The following is a 20,228-nucleotide window of genomic DNA, read 5'->3' as shown; positions in this document are numbered from 1 at the left end:
AAAAAGGCTAAACGTTACGTTTAGCCTTTTTTTATGTAATATTACTAATGAAATTTTTTATTCCTATCCTTCTAATATCGTGTTTATTATCCTGTAATAAACAGTTGAAATACGAAGATTACAATGAAGATAACTTTAATGAGGTTCAAGGTTTAATTATGTCTGCAGTTCCAGATGGCGACCCTTTTAATAGCTCTTCAATAAAAAATATAAGATACCAATACAACTTAGATAAGAGTCCACCTCTTATAGGCTTTGAAAACATTAATATGTTTGAAGCTCAAAGAGGATATCCTTTAATAGTTTTAGTTCACAAAGAAGACGAAAGTATAAGTTTTTATGGCAGAGTTGGAATACTCGACAGTCTTAATGGTAAAGAAAAATCTTTCCTGAAGAAACATTTTCAAGGAGAGTTAGAGAAAATGGAATGAATTTTTACTTCTTCCTATCTATCACATAGTTTACCATAAGCTCGAGAGAGTCTCGGTACACAGACTTAGGATATGTCATTAAGATTTCTAACGCTTCTTGCTGTAATGCCTTCATCTTTGTAACAGCATACTCTAGGCCGCCGTTATCTCTTACAAAAGCAATTACTTCATTTACACGCTTCTTATCTGTATTCTTATTTTTAATACTATTGATGAGCCAGTTTTTATCTTTTTTTGAAACCGTATTTAACACATAAATGAGTGGTAGGGTCATCTTTTGTTCTTTGATATCAATACCTGTAGGTTTCCCTATTTTGGCAGTACCATAATCAAACAAGTCATCTTTAATTTGAAAAGCCATACCTATAAGCTCTCCAAATTTATGCATACGCTTTACTTCTTTATCCTTAGCATGAACAGCACAAGCCCCCATAGCACAACATGCAGCAATTAATGTTGCCGTTTTCTGACGGATAATCTCGTAGTATAAATCTTCTGTAATATCTAGCTTGCGCGCTTTCTCTATCTGAAGTAATTCGCCTTCTGAGATTTCTCTTACTGCTACAGATATAATTTGCAATAAATCTGTATCGCCATTATCTATAGAAAGCAACAGTCCCTTTGAGAATAAAAAGTCTCCAACAAGTACTGCAATCTTATTTTTCCACAATGCATTAAGCGAGAAAAAACCTCTACGAATGTTACTATCATCTACTACATCATCATGTACGAGACTAGCAGTATGGATTAACTCTATAACCGATGCTCCACGATAGGTACGATCATTTACCTCACCGTTGTTCATCATCTTTGCGGTAAGAAAGACAAACATAGGGCGCATTTGCTTCCCTTTGCGGTTTACAATATAATGTGTGATACGATTGAGAAGCGCCACCTTAGAGCGCATAGAAAGTGAAAACTTTTCTTCAAAAAGCTCCATTTCATAAGCGATGGGTTCTTTAATCTGTGCTACTATTTTCATTATAGTAAAGATAAGTAACAGCTACTTTGCATCCTATTGCTTATTAGCTAGTTGTCCGCAGGCTGCATCGATATCCTTTCCTCTCGATCTACGCACGGTCACTGTCACACCATTTGCCTCAAGAACCGACACATAGCGGTCTATTGCTTCAGGATTTGCTTGCTGAAACTGACCATCGTCAATAGGATTGTACTCTATAATATTTACTTTGCTAGGTACAGCTTTACAGAAGTCTAATAGTGCCATAATATCAATGTGACGATCATTAATACCATCCCACACTACGTATTCGTACGTAATGCGTTTTCCTGTTTTTTCATACCAGTAAATAAGTGCCTCTTTAAGATCTGCAAGTGGCATTTGCTCATTAAAAGGCATAATCTCTGTACGCACATTATCAAGTGCAGAGTGTAATGAAACGGCAAGATTAAACTTTACGTCATCATCTGCCATTTTCTTAATAATCTTAGGCACTCCAGAGGTAGATACGGTAATACGCTTAGGAGACATCCCTAATCCTTCTGGATCTGTGATTTTGTCTATTGCTTTAATGACATTATTATAATTCATTAAAGGCTCTCCCATTCCCATAAAGACAATATTAGAGAGCGGCTTATCGTGATATAGCCTACTTTGTCTATCTATCACAACAACTTGATCCACAATCTCATCTGGATTGAGATTACGCATACGCTTTAAACGTGCGGTAGCACAAAACTTACAGTTAAGACTGCAGCCTACTTGTGACGAAACACAAGCAGTCGTTCTATTTTTTGTTGGAATCAATACAGACTCGACCATAAGACCGTCATGTAGCTCAACACCATTTTTTATGGTACCATCACTACTACGCTGCATTTGATCTACGCGTATGTGATTAATCACGAAGTTCTCATCTAGAAGTATACGAGTGTCCTTAGACAGGTTTGTCATATCTATAAAGTCGTGTGCACCTTTTTGCCACAGCCATTCATATACCTGATTTCCGCGGAAGGGTTTATCTCCTTGAAATACAAAAAAATCTCTAAGTTCTTCCTTACTTAATTTACGTATGTCTCTCTTATCTGTTTTCACAATGCAAAGGTACGTAGTTGTTTTTTGGTTTTCACGTTTGAATACAAGCTTGCTATTAAAAGCTTTTCAATACTATCAAAACAATCACATACAAACCTATTTCAAATAAAAACGCCAGACTTCTTAGGGAGAAACTAGCGTTATAAACTCATAAAATAATTACACTTTTAACCCAAGCGATCTTGAAAAACCTTTAAGCTCACCCCAGATTCAAAAGAATAATTTAAGGCAGATAGCGAGCGCTCTAATGCACCTAGAACACAAAGCAAATCATTTGCCGACACAGAGCCCATATGTCCTACCCTAAAGTAATGGGCTTTGATTTCTGAAAGCAAGCCTCCAGCCACAATCACATCATCTTGCGTCATATTTGCCCTCAAAACAGCTCCGTCTATACCTTTTGGATAGTACACTGCAGTAAGCGTACTCGCAGCAATCTCCTCTGTATTTGGTAATATATCTAAATTCAAAGAACGGATTGCAGCCCTAAAAGCACTAGCAAGGCGTTCATGCCTATGTACTCTTGCGACTATTCCTTCACTACAAATTAGTTGCAGACTTTTTTCAAGTGCTAGAATTAAGTTAACGGGTGGCGTGCCAAAATAAGATGGACGTCTTTCCTCATATGCTGTCATGATGGGCAACCAGTTATTCCATGATGCATAATAATTTTGAACAGGTGTTTTTCGGTTTTTCCACTCTTCTATTGCTTTTTGCGATGCTACTAGCAATGCTAGTCCTGGCGGCACACCTATTGCCTTTTGAGATCCAGTAAGAACAACATCTACACCCCAGGCATCTTGTAAAATTTCTTGACCAGCTACAGAGCACACTCCATCAAGTATGGTGAGTACATTATATTTCTTTGCAAGTTTACACAAAGGCTCTGGCGCCACCATGACACCTGTAGATGTATCTACATGCGTGAAGGTAACTACCTTATATTTTTTTGTTTTAAAAGCCGCTTCTATCTCCGTTAAAGTCACAACCTCGCCTATAGGCGCACTTAATATGGTCGTATCTGCACCATAGGTTTCCAGTATATCTTTAAAACGTTCTCCAAAATAACCAGAAGAAACAACTAGCGCAGCATCTCCTTTTTCTATTAGATTTGCAGCTGCCATATCCATCGCAAGCGTACCACTCCCTGACACTACAAAAGGCTGTCCATTTGGAGCATTCCACACTTCACGCATCATATCTAGACTATTCCCAAAAATCTCTATAAAATTTGGTGCAACATGACTCGCAGTAGGAACTGCCATCGCTTGCAACACATCTGGCTCAAATTCTATAGGACCAGGGATCATCAGTAATTTTCTACTTTTCATATTTTTCCTAAGATTTTTAATGATATTTTTTTGCCTTCCTTTTCATATTTCCTTGTGAAATGTTTGTTTTAATAACGCTTTCGCGAAAGCGTAACATAATAAACATCATGCACTACAACTATTTATCAAGATAGCAATCTAATTAAATGTTAGGGTAAAATGACGCAATTGTAGACACTATTATCACCCAAATAAGAATTTCTGAACGAAAAAGGCGGCATACACGAAACCGCCTTCCCAACAATTAACAATTTGTTTGAGGCTACGCTGTCAAAACAGGATTATTATTTAATACCGTTTTCTTCTCTTGAAATTGATTACTAGTATTATTTGCGCCTCCAGCTTTTAAAGCCTTATCTCCTGCATAAAATGTTTTGTGATCATCTCCTAGGTCAGAACCAGCCATTCTCTGGTGTTTTACACAAGAAACTCCTTTACGTATCTCTTGCCTTTGCACATCTTTCACATAAGCCAGCATACCTTGCTCTCCAAAATAACCTTCGGTAAGATCATTCATATGTAGTGCAGTAGTGTGATAAGTAGGCAATGTAATGAGGTGGTGGAAGATTCCCGCTTCAAGTGCTCCGTCTCTTTGGAATGATTTAATTTTTTCATCTGCTCTATGAGACAATTCCGTCTGATCATAAGCTGCATCCATTAAATTATTACGATCATATGCAGTCATATTTTCACCTTCCTCTACCATCTCATCATACGCTTGATTTCTAAAGTTAAGTGTCCAGTTAAAAGAAGGAGAGTTATTATAAACTAGTTTTGCACTTGGCTCTACTGCTCTCACTCTATTTACCATATGAGCGATTTGCTTTACATTAGGCGTAGGGGTTTCTATCCATAATAGGTCTGCGCCGTTTTGCAAACTTGTAATACAATCCAGCACCACTCTATCTATGTTTGATCCGTTCTTAAACTTGTAAAGACCATTAGGTAATCGCACTGGGCGCACCAGTTTTCCATCTCTTTTAAGAAGTACGTCATCTTCATTTGCGCTATTAATATCTACTTCTTCTGCCTCTACAAAAGCGAGGTATTGAGAAGCGAGATCTCCTGGCTCTTGGCTTACAGGCAACTTCTGAGTAAGACCTGCACCCTCAGAATCTGTTCTTGCCACAATAATTCCTTCATCTACGCCTAGCTCTAAAAAGGCATAACGTAGTGCGTTAAGTTTTGCTATAAAATCTTCATGAGGAACTGTTACCTTACCATCCTGGTGACCACACTGCTTTGCATCAGATACTTGATTTTCTATCTGCAGTGCGCATGCTCCAGCTTCTATCATTTTCTTTGCTAGTAAATAAGTAGCCTCTTCATTTCCAAAACCTGCGTCTATATCTGCGATAATTGGAACTATATGCGTTTCATAATTATCAATTTGATCTTGCACATCCTCACCGGCATCAAGACGACGAAACAAATCATTAAGTTCTACGGCATCTGCCTGACGTAAGAAAGTATAAATTTCTTCAATTAATTTTGGCACAGCAGTCTTTTCATGCATAGATTGATCTGGCAAAGGACCTAGCTCTGAACGTAAAGCGGCAACCATCCATCCAGAAAGGTATAAGTATTTTTTATTTGTAGTACCATGATGTTTCTTTACTGCAATCATTTTTTGCTGTGCCACAAAACCGTGCCAGCACCCTAGGGACTGAGTATAACTCATAGGGTTTGCATCGTATTCTTCCATATCCTTGCGCATAATACTAGCAGTATATGTTGCAATATCAAGGCCAGTTTTAAATCTATTTTGAACAGCCATACGAGCTGTATTTTCTGGACTTATGGCACTCCAAGAGTTTCCATGCTTTGCTTTAAGTGATCTAACAACTTCAAGAGCCGAATTGTAGTTTGACATAATACTAAGTTTTAAAGATTTATTTAATGTGTACCTGAAAAGGCGGTGATAGTTTTGTTATACTTATTTGAGAAATAGCTTATGGATATTTATCTAAAGAAATTTATAAGCTGGCGTGGTTAAAAACTCTTCAAAGTCTTCTGCTAAGACCAGTTCTTTAAAGAGGTTAAATGCATTCTCAAACTGAGTTTCTTTTATTTCAATAGAGCCCACTTCAGTAATGATTTTTTCAACTTCTTCATCAAAAAGCTCATTGAAGTATTCTTTTGTAAATGCTTTTCCATCTTCCAGCACTGCTTTGTTTTTTATCCAATGCCAGATTTGTGTTCTTGATATTTCGGCAGTAGCAGCGTCTTCCATTAAGTGATAAAGAGCTACTGCACCTTGACCACTTAACCATGCGTTGAGATAGAGTATCCCAACGTTAATATTTTTTCGCACTCCAGCTTCTGTGACCGTGCCCGCAGGAATTGCAACTAGATCATCTGCTGTTACCACAACATCATCTCTTGTAATGTGCAGTTGATTTGCTGTAGGCATGTGACTATCAAACTCATCCATCGCGATTTGAACAAGAGCTGGGTGAGCAACCCATGTACCATCATGTCCATTTAGAACCTCGCGTTCTTTATCTTTTCTTACTTTTTCTAAAGCCGCTTGATTTGCCGAAGGGTCATTTTTAATAGGCACTTGGGCTGCCATACCTCCTATTGCTAAGATTCCGCGTTTGTGACACCTTTGTATTACCAACTTAGAATATGCGTCCATAAAAGGTGCCGTCATTCCAACTTGATCCCTGTTAGGAACTAAGAAATCAGGATCATTTCTAAACTTCTTGATATACGAGAATATATAATCCCAGCGACCGCAATTAAGACCTACGATATGATCTTTTAACTCATAAATAATTTCATCCAACTGATGGCTTGCCGTAATCGTCTCAATTAGTACGGTACATTTAATAGTTCCTAGAGGAATATTTAAATAGTCTTGAGAAAATTTAAAAACCTCATTCCATAGTCTCGCTTCCTTGTAATGCTCAAGTTTTGCTAGGTAGAAATAGGGCCCTGTACCATTTTCTAGCAACTGACGTACGTTTGTAAAGAAATACAAACCGAAATCTAACAACGACCCAGATACCTCTACGTCATCAATAAGAACGTGTTTTTCATTGAGGTGCCATCCTCTTGGCCTAACGAGTAATGTAGCAGTGGCATCATTGAGTCTATATTTTTTATCCTTAGTGGGGTGATGATATGATATCGTTTTATTTACAGCATCTCGCAAGTTAATCTGACCTTCCATCACATTTCTCCATGTAGGCGCAGTACTATCTTCTAGGTCTGCCATAAAGGTTTTTGCACCAGAGTTAAGTGCGTTAATAACCATCTTACGATCTGTAGGTCCTGTGATCTCCACCCTTCTATCTTGCAAGTCTTGAGGAATCTCTCCCGCAGTCCACTCGCCTTCTCTTATTTCTTGTGTTTCTAAAGGAAAGACAGGCTTATGACCTTGATCAAACAATAGCTGCTGTTGCTCTCTAGCACGTAATAATTCTAAACGTTTGGCATTAAAATTTTCATGAAGTGCCTTAATGAAGTCTAATGCATCATCAGTTAGTATTTCTGAATAATAGCTTTTTACTTGGTTGCTAAAGCTTAGTGCATATTGGTTTATTTCAGGATCCATAATTATCTTTTTAAAAATTCTATGGCACAATGTTAAAAAAAATACTTTGATTAAAAAAGCGAACGTTCGCTAAATATTAATTTTCACTAAAATAAACTATTCGCAGAAAGTGGTATATTTGTGTATATGGAAGAAGAAGATATCAAACTTATATTTGGCTTAAAGCTACGCCAGATAAGGACTGACAAGAATTTATCACTTTTTGGACTATCAAAACTTACAGGTCTTTCAAAATCATATTTAAATGAAATTGAAAATGGAAAAAAATATCCAAAACCAGATAAGATTGTCACACTTTCGGAAAAATTGGACATTCCATACGATCAAATGGTCTCTTTGAAACTTGATAAAAATCTTGCTCCTATAGGTGAAATTTTAAAATCAAAGATTCTTAAAGAAATACCTCTTGAGCTTTTTGGGATTAAGGAAAGTGACCTGATAGATATTGTATCTAATGCTCCAGCTAAGGTGAATGCTTTTATAAGCACGATTATAGAGATTGCGCAACACTACAACTTTAGCAGAGAAAGCTTTTTTCTAGCCTCTGTGCGATCATTTCAAGAGGCAAACAACAACTACTTTGACAATATAGAGCAAAAAGTGCTCGACTTTGTAAAGTCTTATCAAATAAATCAGGGACAGGGTATCTCATCAAATGAGTTAGAAGAAATTCTCATAGAAGAGTATAACTACACTATAAAAAATGATGAACTAGATAAACACGAGGATTTAGATAACCTACGATCTGTTTTTATCCCAAAGTCACGCTCCCTACTAGTTGCAAGTGATGTAGATGAGTCACAACGCACATTTATCTACGCAAAAGAAATAGCCTATAATTATCTGGAAATTACAGAAAGGCTATACACCTTCCCATGGATTCTTTTTGAAACTTTTGACCAAGTGCTTAATAATTTTTATGCCTCTTACTTTGCAGGAGCATTGATCATTCCTAGTAAAAATCTGACGACGAAAATTAAAGATATTTTTAAGGAGCGTACTTTTCAAAAAAATACTTTTGAGCACATTACAAATGAGTTTAACGCATCGCCTGAGTCTTTCTATCAGCGACTTACTAATATCTTACCTAAAGAATTTAATATCAAGAATTTGTTTTTCTTGCGGTTTACGCACAAGCTTAACGACACTAAATTTCACCTCACAAAGGAGCTACACCTAGCACACCAGCATGCTCCACGAGCAAATGAGAGTGATGAACACTACTGCAGAAGATGGGTGTCACTACAAGTGCTTAAAGATCTATCTAAGAGTAGCGAGAATAGTAAGTTTGACTTGCAAATTTCTAATTATGAAAATGAAGGCGTACGATACTTGGTACTATCCACCGCTACAAAAGACCCCTTTAAAGAAAACAAGTTTAGAAGCATAAGCATAGGTCTCCTCATAAACAAACAACTCGAGCGCAAAATAAAATTCCTTAAGGATCCAAATATCCCTACTCGTAACGTAGGAGTTACTTGCGAGCGCTGTGCTATTATAGATTGCGAAGTGCGACAAGCTCCACCTAAGGTTTTAGACCGAACTTCAAAAAACAAAAAAATTGCAGCCATTGTGAAGCAACTTAATGATGAGCATTAAGAACACTAGCATACGCAAACGAGCTTAACTCCCTAGCCCCGATTGTAATGAAAATCCCGCAGTTGCCTGGCGAAGCCGGCGCGAGGAATTGCAATGAAAGCGGGAAACTAGATACCACAAATACCACAAGGTGATGCTCCTAAAACAAAAAACCCAAACATTGCTGTTTGGGTTTTTATAATTATATCTGCTGAAATTAGATAATCAACATTGCGTCTCCGTAAGAGTAGAATTTATATTTCTCTTTTACTGCTTCATCATAAGCTCTCTTCATAAAATCATGACCTGCAAATGCAGAAACCATCATTAATAAAGTAGACTTAGGTGTATGAAAGTTTGTAATCATACAGTTTGCGATACTAAAATCGTATGGAGGGAAGATGAATTTGTTAGTCCATCCACCAAACTCATTAAGTGTATGGTTACTAGAAACAGCACTTTCCATCACTCTCATCGAGGTTGTACCTACGGCACAAATACGACGTTTTTCCTTTAGCGCTTTATTGATAATTTCTGTTGCTGGCTTATGTATATATGCCTCTTCACTATCCATTTTATGCTTAGATAAATCTTCTACCTCAACTGCGCTGAAAGTTCCTAGACCTACGTGCAGTGTAACCTCAGCAAAGTCTACTCCTTTTATCTCAAGACGCTTTAATAAGTGCTTTGAGAAGTGTAAACCTGCAGTAGGCGCGGCTACAGCTCCTTCTTCTGTTGCATAAATAGTCTGGTAGCGATCTTCATCTTCTGGCTCTACCTCTCTATTAATATATTTAGGTAATGGCGTCTCTCCTAGTGACGTTAGCTTTTTTCTAAATTCCTCGTAAGAACCATCATATAAGAAACGAAGTGTACGTCCTCTTGATGTTGTGTTATCAATTACCTCTGCTACTAGACTCTCATCATCACCAAAGTAAAGCTTGTTACCTATACGTATTTTACGTGCTGGATCTACAAGAACATCCCATAGGCGTGTTTCTGAGTTAAGTTCTCTAAGTAAGAATACCTCGATACGTGCTCCAGTTTTTTCTTTATTACCGTATAAACGCGCTGGAAAAACCTTAGTATTATTAAGCACCATCACATCTTCCGGCTCAAAATAATCAATAATGTCTTTAAACATTTTGTGCTCTATAGTCTGCTCTTTTCGGTTAAGTACCATAAGGCGTGACTCGTCACGATTTTCGGCTGGGCGATCTGCTAGTAATTCATCTGGCAAATCAAAGTTAAAATGTGATAACTTCATAAAGGGTTTTATTTTAGTTTTTGTGCTCACAAAAGCAGTATGAACCGCTCATTTGCAAGATCGCAAAGATACAATCTTGAGATAGGCGTTGTCAAGTGTTTAGCCAATTATCTCTTGACCAAAGCCTAAAGTTTCTAAATCTTTCCAAAAATCTGGATATGACTTAGACACCACACCCGCATCATCTATCAACAATGGAACTGATAGCGCTAGTGGCGCAAAAGCCATTGCCATACGATGATCATGATATGTCGCAATCGTAATATTCTCGTTAAGCGCTGCTTCTTGCGGCAGTAACGTGAGGTCTGTATCTGTTACCATAATCCCACCGCCTAGCTTTGTAATCTCTTCTCGTAGTGCTTCTAGCCTGTCTGTTTCTTTTATTTTGAGGGTATGCAATCCCGTGAGATGACATCCTACTCCAAGTCCTAAACAAGTAACTGCTATAGTCTGCGCAATGTCTGGCGCATTTGCAAGATCCAAAGTGATTGTTTCAGGAAGTTTAAAATCTTTGGCTAGTGACAAGGTAAGTGTATCTCCATTAAAAACAGAAACTACACCTAGCTGCTTGTAAATTTCTTGCAATACTGCATCACCCTGCAAGCTATCTTCCTTATAACTACTTATGGTTATGGAAGTGTCTAAAGTACGCTTTCGCGAAAGCGCAACAATACTATAAAAGTAAGATGCACTACTCCAGTCTGACTCTACTGTGATTTCTCTATGCTCACTAGTCGTTCTTCCTGGTTTGATAGTTATAATCTGACCTACAAATGTAGCCTCAATATCTAGCTGATGTAATAGTGCTAGCGTCATTTTTATATATGGTACCGAAGTGATTTTACCATCGAGATGAATGGTAAGTCCATTTTCTAGCGCAGCTCCCATCATCATAAGTGCAGAGATATACTGGCTGCTCACATTTGCCTTGAGCGTAACCTCACTTTTTGTGAGTTTGCTTCCTTTAATATGAAGCGGCGGATACCCATCATTTTTTACATAAGAAACCTGAGCACCTAACTGCTGCAACGCTTCTACCAATATTGCCATAGGGCGTTGCTGCATGCGCTCGCTACCCGTGAGCAACGTCTCTCTACCTTCTTGTATAGAAAAATAAGCGGTAAGAAAACGCATTGCCGTACCCGCATGGTAAATATCTACCTCACTTTCTATAGACGCTAGTGCCTTTTGCATCACCGCAGCATCATCACTATTTGAAATATTCTTTACTACAATACCATCAAAGAGCGCTTGTAAAATAAGTAGTCTGTTAGTCTCACTTTTTGACCCTGTGATTTGTATCTCACCACTGGTGCTGGCTGCAGTATGTTGTACTTTTAAGAGCATAGGCTATTACTTCAATTTCTCATTATTGTGATGACGATCGTGATCACGTTTAGTCTTTATATCAAGCTTTTTATCAAACGCTTCTTGAAGATTAACTCCTGTTTGGTTAGCAAGACATAATACTACAAACATGACATCTGCAAGTTCCTCACCTAGATCTTTGCCTTTATCGCTTTCTTTCTCACTCTGCTCCCCATAGCGACGTGCGATAATGCGCGCCACTTCTCCTACCTCTTCAGTAAGCTGAGCCATATTAGTTAGTTCATTAAAATAGCGCACTCCGTGAGCTTTTATCCAATCGTCTACTGCTTGTTGTGAGTCTGAAATGTTCATTTAATTAAATTTATGAGTACATAGTGCAATCTATTTAAAAATATGCATTCACTAGGCTTTCTTTAAGACAACTTTCTCATTTTCTTTCTTAATAATCATCTCAAAAAAACCTTTTAAAGATTTATAATAATCTACAGCTACTAAAGGAGTTTTAACATTGCGCTGTATTACAATTGACAAACCAGTAGGAGAGTTTGAGATTTTATATTTATAAGATGCTATATCATCTATCATAGATACAGCTATAGGCTCTGGCAGGTTCTCAACCACATATCCTGATGGAATATTAATCTTAATATTGATTCTATCTAAATAAGAGTAATTAAAATCAATAGGCAGCTTACGATCTTCTTCCTTAAAGAAATTCTCTTCAAGACCATATACAACCATAGGGTTAAAGTATATCTTATCGCCTATAGTTTCAAAATACCTTGTAACATCTGTATCAAAAGACAGGCTTAATGGCTTATGAACGTTGTTTAAATTAGAAACTTCTACTTCATTGACTTCATTATTATTAAAAGAGTTAGACACGGCTTCATTAAGCTCCGCTCCTTTCTTACCGTAAAGTGTGCTCCGCATGACATGCGCATAATTACTTGAATATCTATTTCTAGCTGACGCTGTCGCAATTCCATCTTCATCAAAATCTACAGTAATAATTGCATCATGGATCGCTTGGGCATTTTTCAAGCTTACCGCTTTAGAAGTTCCATCCTCAGACATAAGTCGACCTCCTAACCAGTTGAGCAACTCGCTTTTTAAACTATTAGGACTTGCTAATTTATCAGAGGCATCAAGTAACATTAATTTACCATCAATCTCTACTCCAGCTATAACAGCATTAAATCCAGTTCTCGTAGGAAAAAGATAAATTCCATGAGATTTTGTTCCTAATAAAATAGGGTCTGCTTTAATACCCGCATACTTTAACATTGACACTAGTAACAGATTAATATCTGCCATGTTTCCAGATTTGTTTTTGAATGTACTAGCTGTACCATTCTCTACAAAAATCCCATAATTACCATTCCATGTAATCTTATTTCGGATGTAATCATAAATTTTTACCACCTTTTCTTTTTCTGACACCCCATTAATTAACAGATCAACTTCATCCTTAAAAAAACCTTGCCTATTAAGTTGTGATCCAAAACCTGAAGATTTGTATATATCACTAGCAACCTCATCCCAACTTGTTGCAAAGGACTCAGGTGCATCATTAGGGAAACGAGTCATTTCTAACTCGAATTGTAAGGTAGTACGGTAATTATTTAAATTACCTGAATAAGGCTCCTTTTTTAGAGACTGAACATTCTTTAAAACTACTTCCGATACATCTTCTCGAAATCTAATAGTGTTAGTCTTAGTTTTTGAATTTCTGACATAAAATGAATCAGAACTCTCTTTATAATTTATGCTTATAGATTTTTCGCGCGAACTATTTTGAACTGTAAATGGTATCCAACCATTGCGATGCGTTTTGTAGCTAAGATATTCTGGTGTTGCAAAGCGCATGTCAAGCATATCTACCGGTATTCCTTCTTGAAAATAATACTTATCAAACGTAGTCAAAAATGGAGATCGAATACTGTATTTATACTCTATGACTGATCCACTTTTTATATTGGGCATTGTAAATGATATTTTAGTATACCATTCATTTACCTCCTCTTCATAAATATTCTTCTTTTCTAATTTAATCTCCTCAATTTTTCCATCAAAATTGTAAGTGTAAGCTTTCAATCCATTTAGTTTTTCGCTATTCCCACCTTTACTATTATATAAGTAAATATTAACAGTAGCCCATTCATTACCATTATCATTATAAATTTTTATCCTGTCATGAAACTCAGTAGAGGCAGTAAATCCTTCGTCTTTAGAATATGTGAATTTTGTATCAAAAGACCTATATAAAATTGCGGCATTGGCCTCTGGCTCATCAGGGTGTACGTCCTGCAACAGTTCTGCTTTTGAGACTTTTCCAAATTTATAATTTTGCGCTAAGCAAGTGGCTGTAGAAAAACTTGCGATAAAAAAGAGGAGTAATAATTTATTCATATTGGTAATTATTTTTTTTCAAGTAAAATTTTTGAGTTATCGTATTTCGCAATACTTTGTAAAAACTGTCTGTATGCCTTATACTCTTCTTTAGAAAAAGTCCCGCTATTTATATTTAATACACGTCTGTATGATAAGCTGGTACCATTGATCAATTCGACATTTAGCAAATACTCCCCAAAGTCTGAGCTCAAGACTATAGGCTCTGGTAAGTATTTGATTTTGAATTCTTTTGGAGTATTAATTGTTACAACATCCACATCCTTATAACCTCTATCAATTCTAAAGGAGCCTGTGCGTGCTATCTCTTTTTTAGGCATACGCCCTATTCTATTAAAGGCATTAAGAGTTAAGGTAAAATCTTCACCTACCTTGGAGGCATAATTCTTTGATGTAAAAACTAGCTTTTCTTGTAAGTTCACCTTATCCCTATCGTTGATATAACTGATACTATCAATTTTCAAGTTATTGATACTATTAAAGAAATTATAGTAATACCTTTTTTGCTTTTTTTCCTCTAACTCAATCAACCCAGATCTACTGTCATATTGAGTTCCATAAGATGAGATACTTGCATTACCTGAAAGTTTCCCGTCCACATCAATTGTATAAATACCATCAATTTCCTGAAGGTTATTATCATTAATATATTTAGGAGTGTGGACTATAAATCCGCCCTCCGGTTTAATAACAAGTACATCTCTATCGTCTGTGAAATCTCCTAAAAAACCAAAGGGTATTGTCTGACTCGTACATTCCAACCAAGTATAATCATCATCTTTAGGTATTGCTAGTATTACATGACTACCCTGTAATGAAGTAAAATCTTTTTCTAGACTTCTCTTCTCGTCTCCAGCAAACACCACGGTATAAAATGAGGGCACACCAACGGCTTCCAATAAAGCTTTTGTATAATTAACCAGACCTTTACAATCGCCATAACCTAAATCATGCACTTCTTGAGCAGGAGAAGGTTTCCAACCACCTATACCTATTTGCACACTTATGTAGCGTGTTTTGCGCTGTACATAATCATAAATAATTCTTGCTTTTTCTTCATCGGTTTTTACTTCAGACACTAAGGTTTTGACTTCGGCTACAGTATTATCATCTAGCGCAGTCATTCCTTCAAGTAGACTAGTATTCATCCAATTACCAAATTCCTTCCAATTCTTAGCATTACCATCCACTCCAGAAAGATGAAACTTCTCTAGCGAAAATAAAACACGTGGCACTACTTCATGTATAGGAAGTCCATAAGGCTCCTTTAACACGCTAGGTATATTACTAGCTTTTATAGTTAGAGCGCCATCTTGACTTACCACCTCTAAATCATTGTTACTATCAATAATTTTATGACGAAGACCAAGATCAGGAGCTGCATTAATTTTGTAAAATGTTTTCTCAACACTTGTTCGAAAATTATCATACAAATTAAAGGACGGAATAAAAGCTGTGTTGACTGTTTTTACTTTAGATGTAAAAATCACTGTAAATGGGAAACCAGTAGTAGGTGTAAAGTCCAGATATCTCACTCTAGAACTTGAATAAAGACTGAAACCATCTACAGCACTCACATCTCTAAAGTCTCCTTTTTTTACTTTTTCAACTTCATTCCCAAAAGCATCAAGTATAATTGCCTGTAGGCTTAAGATCTTAGTGTTGTCATCATAAAATTCGACAGCATTTATATGTCTTAAACCTTTTGAATTAAGTACGGTAACTACTCTCGTTTCTTCTCTATAAAGAGTTTTATGGTCTGGGATTTCAATTAAAGTCTCCTGAAGCCTTACAACAGCATCTGTATTGTCTTTGAGCTCCTCAGGAATATCAGCTATAGGATAGATTAAATCTTGGCTATACATCACAGAGGTAAAGCCCAAGAAGGCAAGAAAGTAAAGAAAACGCATTAATGGATTGATGATTGATGAATTATGCGCCAAAATAGGACTTAAAGAATTATCCTACAAGAATTAAATACGGTTTTTTGTGTCAATCACAATCGTAACAGGCCCATCATTAAGTAATTGAACCTTCATATCTGCACCAAATTCTCCTGTATAGGTGGGTTTGTTGCGCTTTCGCGAAAGCGTACTCACAAACTCCTCATACATCGGGATGGCTGTATCTGGTCGTGCTGCTTCTAAAAATGAAGGACGGTTGCCCTTCTTGGTACTTGCATATAATGTAAACTGACTAATCACCAAAATATCTCCATCTACATCACCCACAGAAAGATTCATGGCGCCATCATTATCACAAAAAATTCGTAAGCCTATAATTTTGTTAGTCAGCCACTCAATATCTTCTTTGGTATCATCATGAGTAACACCTAGCAATACAAGTAATCCGTGGTCAATCTCAGATTTTACAACTCCATTTATAGTGACAGAGGCTTCTGTTACTCGCTGAATTACTGCCTTCATTATTATTGCTCTTCTGGGTAGTGATCTTTCCTGTAATGTTGCTCGTCATCTCCTTCTAGCATCTGTGTATAACTTTTATAACGCGACCAGTGAAGCTCATCATTATCTAGCGCTTCTTTTACAGCACATTTAGGTTCTTCAAGATGTAAACAGTTATTGAATTTGCACTCACTTTTTAAAGCGAAAAACTCAGGAAAATAGTCTCCTATTTCTTCCCGCTCCATATCTACTATTCCGAACCCTTTAATTCCAGGAGTATCGATAATACGTGCATCAAAATGTAAATCAAACATCTCTGCAAAAGTAGTCGTGTGCTGCCCTTGACTGTGCTGCACGCTAATTTGCTTAGTCTTAAGATCTAGCGTAGGTTCGATGGCGTTTACTAGCGTAGATTTTCCTACTCCAGAATGACCTGTAAACATACACGTCTTCCCGATCATCATCTCCTTTACAGTATCGATATTCTTTCCTGTAATTGCCGAAATCCCTACACACTCATACCCTATCTCACGATACATTGCCGCAAGATATTTTATCTCCATAATCTCCTCTTCATTATAAGTGTCTATCTTATTAAAAAGCAATACAGCTTTAATATGATAGGCCTCTGCAGTTACCAGGAAACGATCTATAAATGCCGTAAAAGTAGGCGGATTGTTAAGCGTCACTAGTAAGAACACTGTGTCTACGTTACTAGCAATGATGTGAGTTTGTTTAGAAAGGTTAACAGACTTACGTACAATGTAGTTATCTCTATCGTGAATTTTTGTAATTACTCCTGTCTCTACATCACTTTTGGTGTCAAGATCAAAGTCTACAACATCACCTACCGAAACTGGGTTTGTACTCTTAATTCCTTGAATACGGAATTTTCCTTTTATTCTACATTCAAACCACTGGCCGTCATCCGCTTTTACGGTGTACCAACTTCCAGTAGATTTATATACAGTTCCTGTCATACGTTTGTGTCAGGTACAAAAATACCTTCTTTTTAGTTACTCACTAGAAATATTAGAAAAACTACTTGTCATAATTTTAAGAATTGTAGGAATTTACAGCAAGATTTTAATATTTTAGCGCAATAAATCAATCAAAAATTATATTAATGAAAAAATCAATTCTTTTTATTGCAGCTTTTATTTTGATGACTCCATTTCTTGCAGCCCAAACAAGTCTGTACGAAAACCCAGCGTTTGATGAAATTGCTAAGGAGCATAAAATTATCGCAATCGTACCCTTTAAAACCCAGGTAAAACTTAGACCTAGGCAGATGAAAGACATGACAGATGAGCAACTAAGCCGTCTTGAAAAAGCCGAAGGAGAGGGATTACAAACTGGTATGTTTTCTTGGTTTCTAAAGAGAAAGAAGAGAGGGAAACTTACAACACTAGAAATCCAACAACCTTCTAGAACAAATGCTTTACTAAAAAAGGAAGGTATTGACTATGACAATATTTATGAATATACATCTGACGAACTTGCAAAAATTCTTGAAGTAGATGCAATCATATCTGGAGATTATGAGACCAACAAACCTATGAGTGAAGGAGCAAGCGTTGCACTTTCTTTATTAATAGGCTTTGGTGGTTCTACAAATAGCGCTATTGTAAACATGAACGTAAATAATGGAGCAGATGGCCAACTTTTATGGAACTACAACAAAAAAGTACGTGGTGGATTAGGTAGCTCTCCTGAGGACCTAGTAAATGTCTTAATGAGAAAAGCATCTAGAAGACTTGCTTACACTAAGAAAGATTAATCAATTAACTTTCCAACAAACAAAAAAGGCTCAACATCATGTTGAGCCTTTTTTTTTATAAGTAGCTATCTAAAATCTTACGACCTCGCCACCTTTTTCTGGTGGTTTATAGACTCTTGGTGTACTGCTTTAAACACACGTAGTATAAACTCTTCACTAAGATTGTTTTGCTCTCCTTCTAGAATCATCTTACCTAGAATTTCATTCCAACGCTTAGTTTGTAAGATAGAAACATTATTATCTGCCTTAAGCTCACCAATACCGTCAGAGATTTTCATGCGCTTTCCTAAGCTTTCAATAAGCTGGTGATCTATTACATCAATCTGCGTGCGTAGTGTATTAAGCTTGTTTGTATACTCAAGCTCTGTACCTACTTCTTTTCTTATTTTAAGATCAACCATCATCTGTACTAAAGCCGCTGGTGTGATTTGCTGCGCAGCATCACTCCATGCATTATCTGGATCATAGTGTGTTTCTACCATAATACCATCATAGTTAAGATCTAGTCCTGTCTGACATAAATCATGAATAATATCACGACGTCCAGCAATGTGTGATGGATCAAGAATTAAAGGAAGATCTGGAAATTTATTTTGAAGATCAATCGCTATCTGCCATTCTGGATTATTTCTGTAACGTGTCTTTTCATACGTAGAGAAACCTCTGTGTATTACTCCTAAGTTTTTAATATCCTGAGTATAAAAACGCTCTACCGCTCCTAACCATAGGGCTAGATCTGGGTTTACTGGGTTTTTAATAAGTACCGTTTTTTCTGTTCCTTTAAGAGCTTCTGCAATTTCTTGAACGATAAATGGAGATACTGTTGTACGAGCACCTATCCATAAGATATCAATATCCGCCTCAAGAGCTAGATCTACATGATTTGCATTTGCAACCTCTGTCGTAGTAAGCATTCCTGTTTCTTCTTTGGCTTTTTGCAACCATTTAAGTCCAAGTGCTCCTACTCCTTCAAAGTTTCCTGGACGCGTTCTTGGCTTCCAGATTCCTGCACGTAGTACTGTAGCATCTGTGTCTTTAAGTTGGTGAGCGATTTTAAGCACCTGCGCTTCCGTCTCTGCACTACAAGGTCCTGCAATTACAAGAGGGTGATCAAGGCCAAAAGCGTCTAACCAATTTCTAAGTTCTTTCTTATTTTCCATAACATTTAATTTGTGCCGCTTCGGGCTTTTGATATTTACGCTTTCGCGAAAGCGCAAAACTATTTAATTCCGTTTAATATTTCCTTAATGTGGTTCGTGTTTTCCATCTCATCATGTACTCCTTGAAAATCGTCATTTTCCAAAAGCATTTTAAAATCGCTGAGATTTGCAATATATTCAGTTAACGTCTCTAAGACATTCTCTTTATTCTGTTTAAAAATTGAGGTCCATGTTACTGGGTTACTTTTTGCTAAGCGTACGGTAGATGCAAATCCGCTGCCCGCCATGTCAAAAATATCACGCTCATTTTTCTCTTTTTGTATCACCGTCTTACCTAGCATAAACGCGCTTATGTGTGAGAGGTGACTCACGTATGCAATATGTTTATCATGAGACACAGGATCCATGTAACGTATGCGCATCCCCATATTTTTAAAGAGGTCGAGCACTTTTTCTTGCAGCTTAAAAGCTGTTTTCTCTACCTCGCATATAATATTAGTCTTCCCATTATATAAGCCTGTAATCGCTGCACTAGGCCCAGAAAATTCTGTTCCTGCAATAGGATGACATGCAAGAAAGTTGCGACGTCTAGGGTGTGATGCTACTACTTCACAAATGGCTTGCTTTGTAGAACCCATATCTACCACAATCGTATCTTCCCCTATATGATTAAGAACGTCTGGTAGTACATGAATAGCAACATCTACTGGGATTGCTAGCACTACGAGGTCTGCTGTTTTAATATCTTCTAGTACGGCGCCTTTATCTATAAAACCTAATGACAATGCTTCGGCTACGTGAGCTTCACTTGCATCTATACCATAAATAGTTGCCGCAGGTTCTTGCTCGCGCAAATCTCGCGCAAATGATCCTCCTATAAGCCCCAACCCTATGATGTAAATGTCTTTCATTATCTA

Annotated in this window: 17 protein-coding genes; 3 read left to right on the top strand and 14 right to left on the bottom strand. The window is 37.0% G+C overall.

The window, feature by feature from the left end; translation table 11 throughout:
* Nucleotides 1–104: 104 nt before the first annotated feature.
* Nucleotides 105–431 carry a hypothetical protein gene (locus ACJJVW_RS10575; protein ID WP_405251785.1) on the top strand — a complete coding sequence of 109 codons (327 nt, stop codon included), beginning with the start codon at nt 105–107 and terminating at the stop codon, nt 429–431.
* A gap of 4 nt (nt 432–435) precedes the next feature.
* On the opposite strand, the gene ACJJVW_RS10570 is transcribed toward ACJJVW_RS10575, so the two are convergent.
* From ACJJVW_RS10570 to aceB, 5 genes are all read right to left on the bottom strand, one after another.
* Nucleotides 436–1,413, bottom strand: coding sequence for a polyprenyl synthetase family protein (locus ACJJVW_RS10570; RefSeq protein ID WP_013749982.1), 978 nt, complete (start codon nt 1,411–1,413; stop codon nt 436–438).
* 33 nt (nt 1,414–1,446) lie between these two features.
* Nucleotides 1,447–2,487 carry a 23S rRNA (adenine(2503)-C(2))-methyltransferase RlmN gene (rlmN, locus tag ACJJVW_RS10565; RefSeq protein ID WP_405251784.1) on the bottom strand — a complete coding sequence of 347 codons (1,041 nt, stop codon included), beginning with the start codon at nt 2,485–2,487 and terminating at the stop codon, nt 1,447–1,449.
* Nucleotides 2,488–2,654: 167 nt separating this feature from the next.
* The gene (locus tag ACJJVW_RS10560; protein WP_405251782.1) at nt 2,655–3,818 is read right to left on the bottom strand and encodes a pyridoxal-phosphate-dependent aminotransferase family protein; all 1,164 of its coding nucleotides are present in this window, start codon (nt 3,816–3,818) and stop codon (nt 2,655–2,657) included.
* Between the two features lie 262 nt (nt 3,819–4,080).
* Nucleotides 4,081–5,691 (bottom strand): isocitrate lyase, encoded by a 1,611-nt coding sequence (locus tag ACJJVW_RS10555; protein ID WP_405251780.1) that lies wholly within the window; start codon nt 5,689–5,691, stop codon nt 4,081–4,083.
* 93 nt (nt 5,692–5,784) lie between these two features.
* On the bottom strand, nt 5,785–7,380 hold the full coding sequence (aceB, locus tag ACJJVW_RS10550) for a malate synthase A (protein WP_405251778.1): 1,596 nt from the start codon (nt 7,378–7,380) through the stop codon (nt 5,785–5,787).
* Between the two features lie 126 nt (nt 7,381–7,506).
* Between aceB and ACJJVW_RS10545 the strand changes: the two genes are divergently transcribed.
* A complete protein-coding gene (locus ACJJVW_RS10545) occupies nt 7,507–8,979 on the top strand; it encodes a helix-turn-helix domain-containing protein (protein ID WP_405251776.1) in 1,473 nt (490 codons plus the stop codon).
* Between the two features lie 196 nt (nt 8,980–9,175).
* Here ACJJVW_RS10545 and queA read toward each other — a convergent pair whose 3' ends face one another.
* From queA to rsgA, 7 genes are all read right to left on the bottom strand, one after another.
* The gene (gene queA / locus ACJJVW_RS10540) at nt 9,176–10,225 is read right to left on the bottom strand and encodes a tRNA preQ1(34) S-adenosylmethionine ribosyltransferase-isomerase QueA (protein ID WP_298326666.1); all 1,050 of its coding nucleotides are present in this window, start codon (nt 10,223–10,225) and stop codon (nt 9,176–9,178) included.
* A 99-nt stretch (nt 10,226–10,324) separates the two neighbouring features.
* The gene (locus ACJJVW_RS10535; RefSeq protein ID WP_405251774.1) at nt 10,325–11,572 is read right to left on the bottom strand and encodes a 3-phosphoshikimate 1-carboxyvinyltransferase; all 1,248 of its coding nucleotides are present in this window, start codon (nt 11,570–11,572) and stop codon (nt 10,325–10,327) included.
* A gap of 6 nt (nt 11,573–11,578) precedes the next feature.
* Nucleotides 11,579–11,905: a nucleotide pyrophosphohydrolase gene (locus ACJJVW_RS10530; RefSeq protein WP_013749990.1), complete on the bottom strand. Its 327-nt coding sequence runs from the start codon at nt 11,903–11,905 to the stop codon at nt 11,579–11,581.
* A 51-nt stretch (nt 11,906–11,956) separates the two neighbouring features.
* A complete protein-coding gene (locus ACJJVW_RS10525; protein ID WP_405251772.1) occupies nt 11,957–13,966 on the bottom strand; it encodes a DUF3857 and transglutaminase domain-containing protein in 2,010 nt (669 codons plus the stop codon).
* Nucleotides 13,967–13,974: 8 nt separating this feature from the next.
* The gene (locus ACJJVW_RS10520) at nt 13,975–15,876 is read right to left on the bottom strand and encodes a DUF3857 domain-containing protein (protein ID WP_405251770.1); all 1,902 of its coding nucleotides are present in this window, start codon (nt 15,874–15,876) and stop codon (nt 13,975–13,977) included.
* Between the two features lie 63 nt (nt 15,877–15,939).
* Entirely contained in the window at nt 15,940–16,392 is a 453-nt protein-coding gene (dtd, locus tag ACJJVW_RS10515; protein ID WP_405251768.1) for a D-aminoacyl-tRNA deacylase, read from the bottom strand.
* A 2-nt stretch (nt 16,393–16,394) separates the two neighbouring features.
* Nucleotides 16,395–17,351: a ribosome small subunit-dependent GTPase A gene (gene rsgA / locus ACJJVW_RS10510; protein ID WP_405251766.1), complete on the bottom strand. Its 957-nt coding sequence runs from the start codon at nt 17,349–17,351 to the stop codon at nt 16,395–16,397.
* A gap of 146 nt (nt 17,352–17,497) precedes the next feature.
* Here rsgA and ACJJVW_RS10505 point away from each other — a divergent pair, with 146 nt between their 5' ends.
* A complete protein-coding gene (locus ACJJVW_RS10505; RefSeq protein WP_298326687.1) occupies nt 17,498–18,151 on the top strand; it encodes a hypothetical protein in 654 nt (217 codons plus the stop codon).
* A gap of 77 nt (nt 18,152–18,228) precedes the next feature.
* On the opposite strand, the gene ACJJVW_RS10500 is transcribed toward ACJJVW_RS10505, so the two are convergent.
* Both ACJJVW_RS10500 and ACJJVW_RS10495 read right to left on the bottom strand, forming a co-directional pair.
* Nucleotides 18,229–19,311 carry a bifunctional 3-deoxy-7-phosphoheptulonate synthase/chorismate mutase type II gene (locus ACJJVW_RS10500; protein ID WP_298326689.1) on the bottom strand — a complete coding sequence of 361 codons (1,083 nt, stop codon included), beginning with the start codon at nt 19,309–19,311 and terminating at the stop codon, nt 18,229–18,231.
* Nucleotides 19,312–19,370: 59 nt separating this feature from the next.
* Entirely contained in the window at nt 19,371–20,222 is an 852-nt protein-coding gene (locus ACJJVW_RS10495; RefSeq protein WP_013749998.1) for a prephenate dehydrogenase, read from the bottom strand.
* Between the last annotated feature and the right edge of the window lie 6 nt (nt 20,223–20,228).

Source organism: Dokdonia sp. Asnod3-C12, assembly GCF_045063975.1.
GTDB lineage: Bacteria > Bacteroidota > Bacteroidia > Flavobacteriales > Flavobacteriaceae > Dokdonia.
Note: the sequence above shows the minus strand (reverse complement) of the source record. Positions and strands in the feature narration are given on the sequence as shown.

What these genes read in the sequence shown, in the direction of transcription:
- ACJJVW_RS10570 (WP_013749982.1), bottom strand. Translation starts at nt 1,413, where the DNA reads ATGAAAATAGTAGCACAGATTAAAGAACCCATCGCTTATGAAATGGAG.
- ACJJVW_RS10560 (WP_405251782.1), bottom strand. Translation starts at nt 3,818, where the DNA reads ATGAAAAGTAGAAAATTACTGATGATCCCTGGTCCTATAGAATTTGAG.
- ACJJVW_RS10555 (WP_405251780.1), bottom strand. Translation starts at nt 5,691, where the DNA reads ATGTCAAACTACAATTCGGCTCTTGAAGTTGTTAGATCACTTAAAGCA.
- aceB (WP_405251778.1), bottom strand. Translation starts at nt 7,380, where the DNA reads ATGGATCCTGAAATAAACCAATATGCACTAAGCTTTAGCAACCAAGTA.
- ACJJVW_RS10545 (WP_405251776.1), top strand. Translation starts at nt 7,507, where the DNA reads ATGGAAGAAGAAGATATCAAACTTATATTTGGCTTAAAGCTACGCCAG.
- queA (WP_298326666.1), bottom strand. Translation starts at nt 10,225, where the DNA reads ATGAAGTTATCACATTTTAACTTTGATTTGCCAGATGAATTACTAGCA.
- ACJJVW_RS10535 (WP_405251774.1), bottom strand. Translation starts at nt 11,572, where the DNA reads ATGCTCTTAAAAGTACAACATACTGCAGCCAGCACCAGTGGTGAGATA.
- ACJJVW_RS10530 (WP_013749990.1), bottom strand. Translation starts at nt 11,905, where the DNA reads ATGAACATTTCAGACTCACAACAAGCAGTAGACGATTGGATAAAAGCT.
- ACJJVW_RS10525 (WP_405251772.1), bottom strand. Translation starts at nt 13,966, where the DNA reads ATGAATAAATTATTACTCCTCTTTTTTATCGCAAGTTTTTCTACAGCC.
- ACJJVW_RS10520 (WP_405251770.1), bottom strand. Translation starts at nt 15,876, where the DNA reads ATGCGTTTTCTTTACTTTCTTGCCTTCTTGGGCTTTACCTCTGTGATG.
- dtd (WP_405251768.1), bottom strand. Translation starts at nt 16,392, where the DNA reads ATGAAGGCAGTAATTCAGCGAGTAACAGAAGCCTCTGTCACTATAAAT.
- rsgA (WP_405251766.1), bottom strand. Translation starts at nt 17,351, where the DNA reads ATGACAGGAACTGTATATAAATCTACTGGAAGTTGGTACACCGTAAAA.
- ACJJVW_RS10505 (WP_298326687.1), top strand. Translation starts at nt 17,498, where the DNA reads ATGAAAAAATCAATTCTTTTTATTGCAGCTTTTATTTTGATGACTCCA.
- ACJJVW_RS10500 (WP_298326689.1), bottom strand. Translation starts at nt 19,311, where the DNA reads ATGGAAAATAAGAAAGAACTTAGAAATTGGTTAGACGCTTTTGGCCTT.
- ACJJVW_RS10495 (WP_013749998.1), bottom strand. Translation starts at nt 20,222, where the DNA reads ATGAAAGACATTTACATCATAGGGTTGGGGCTTATAGGAGGATCATTT.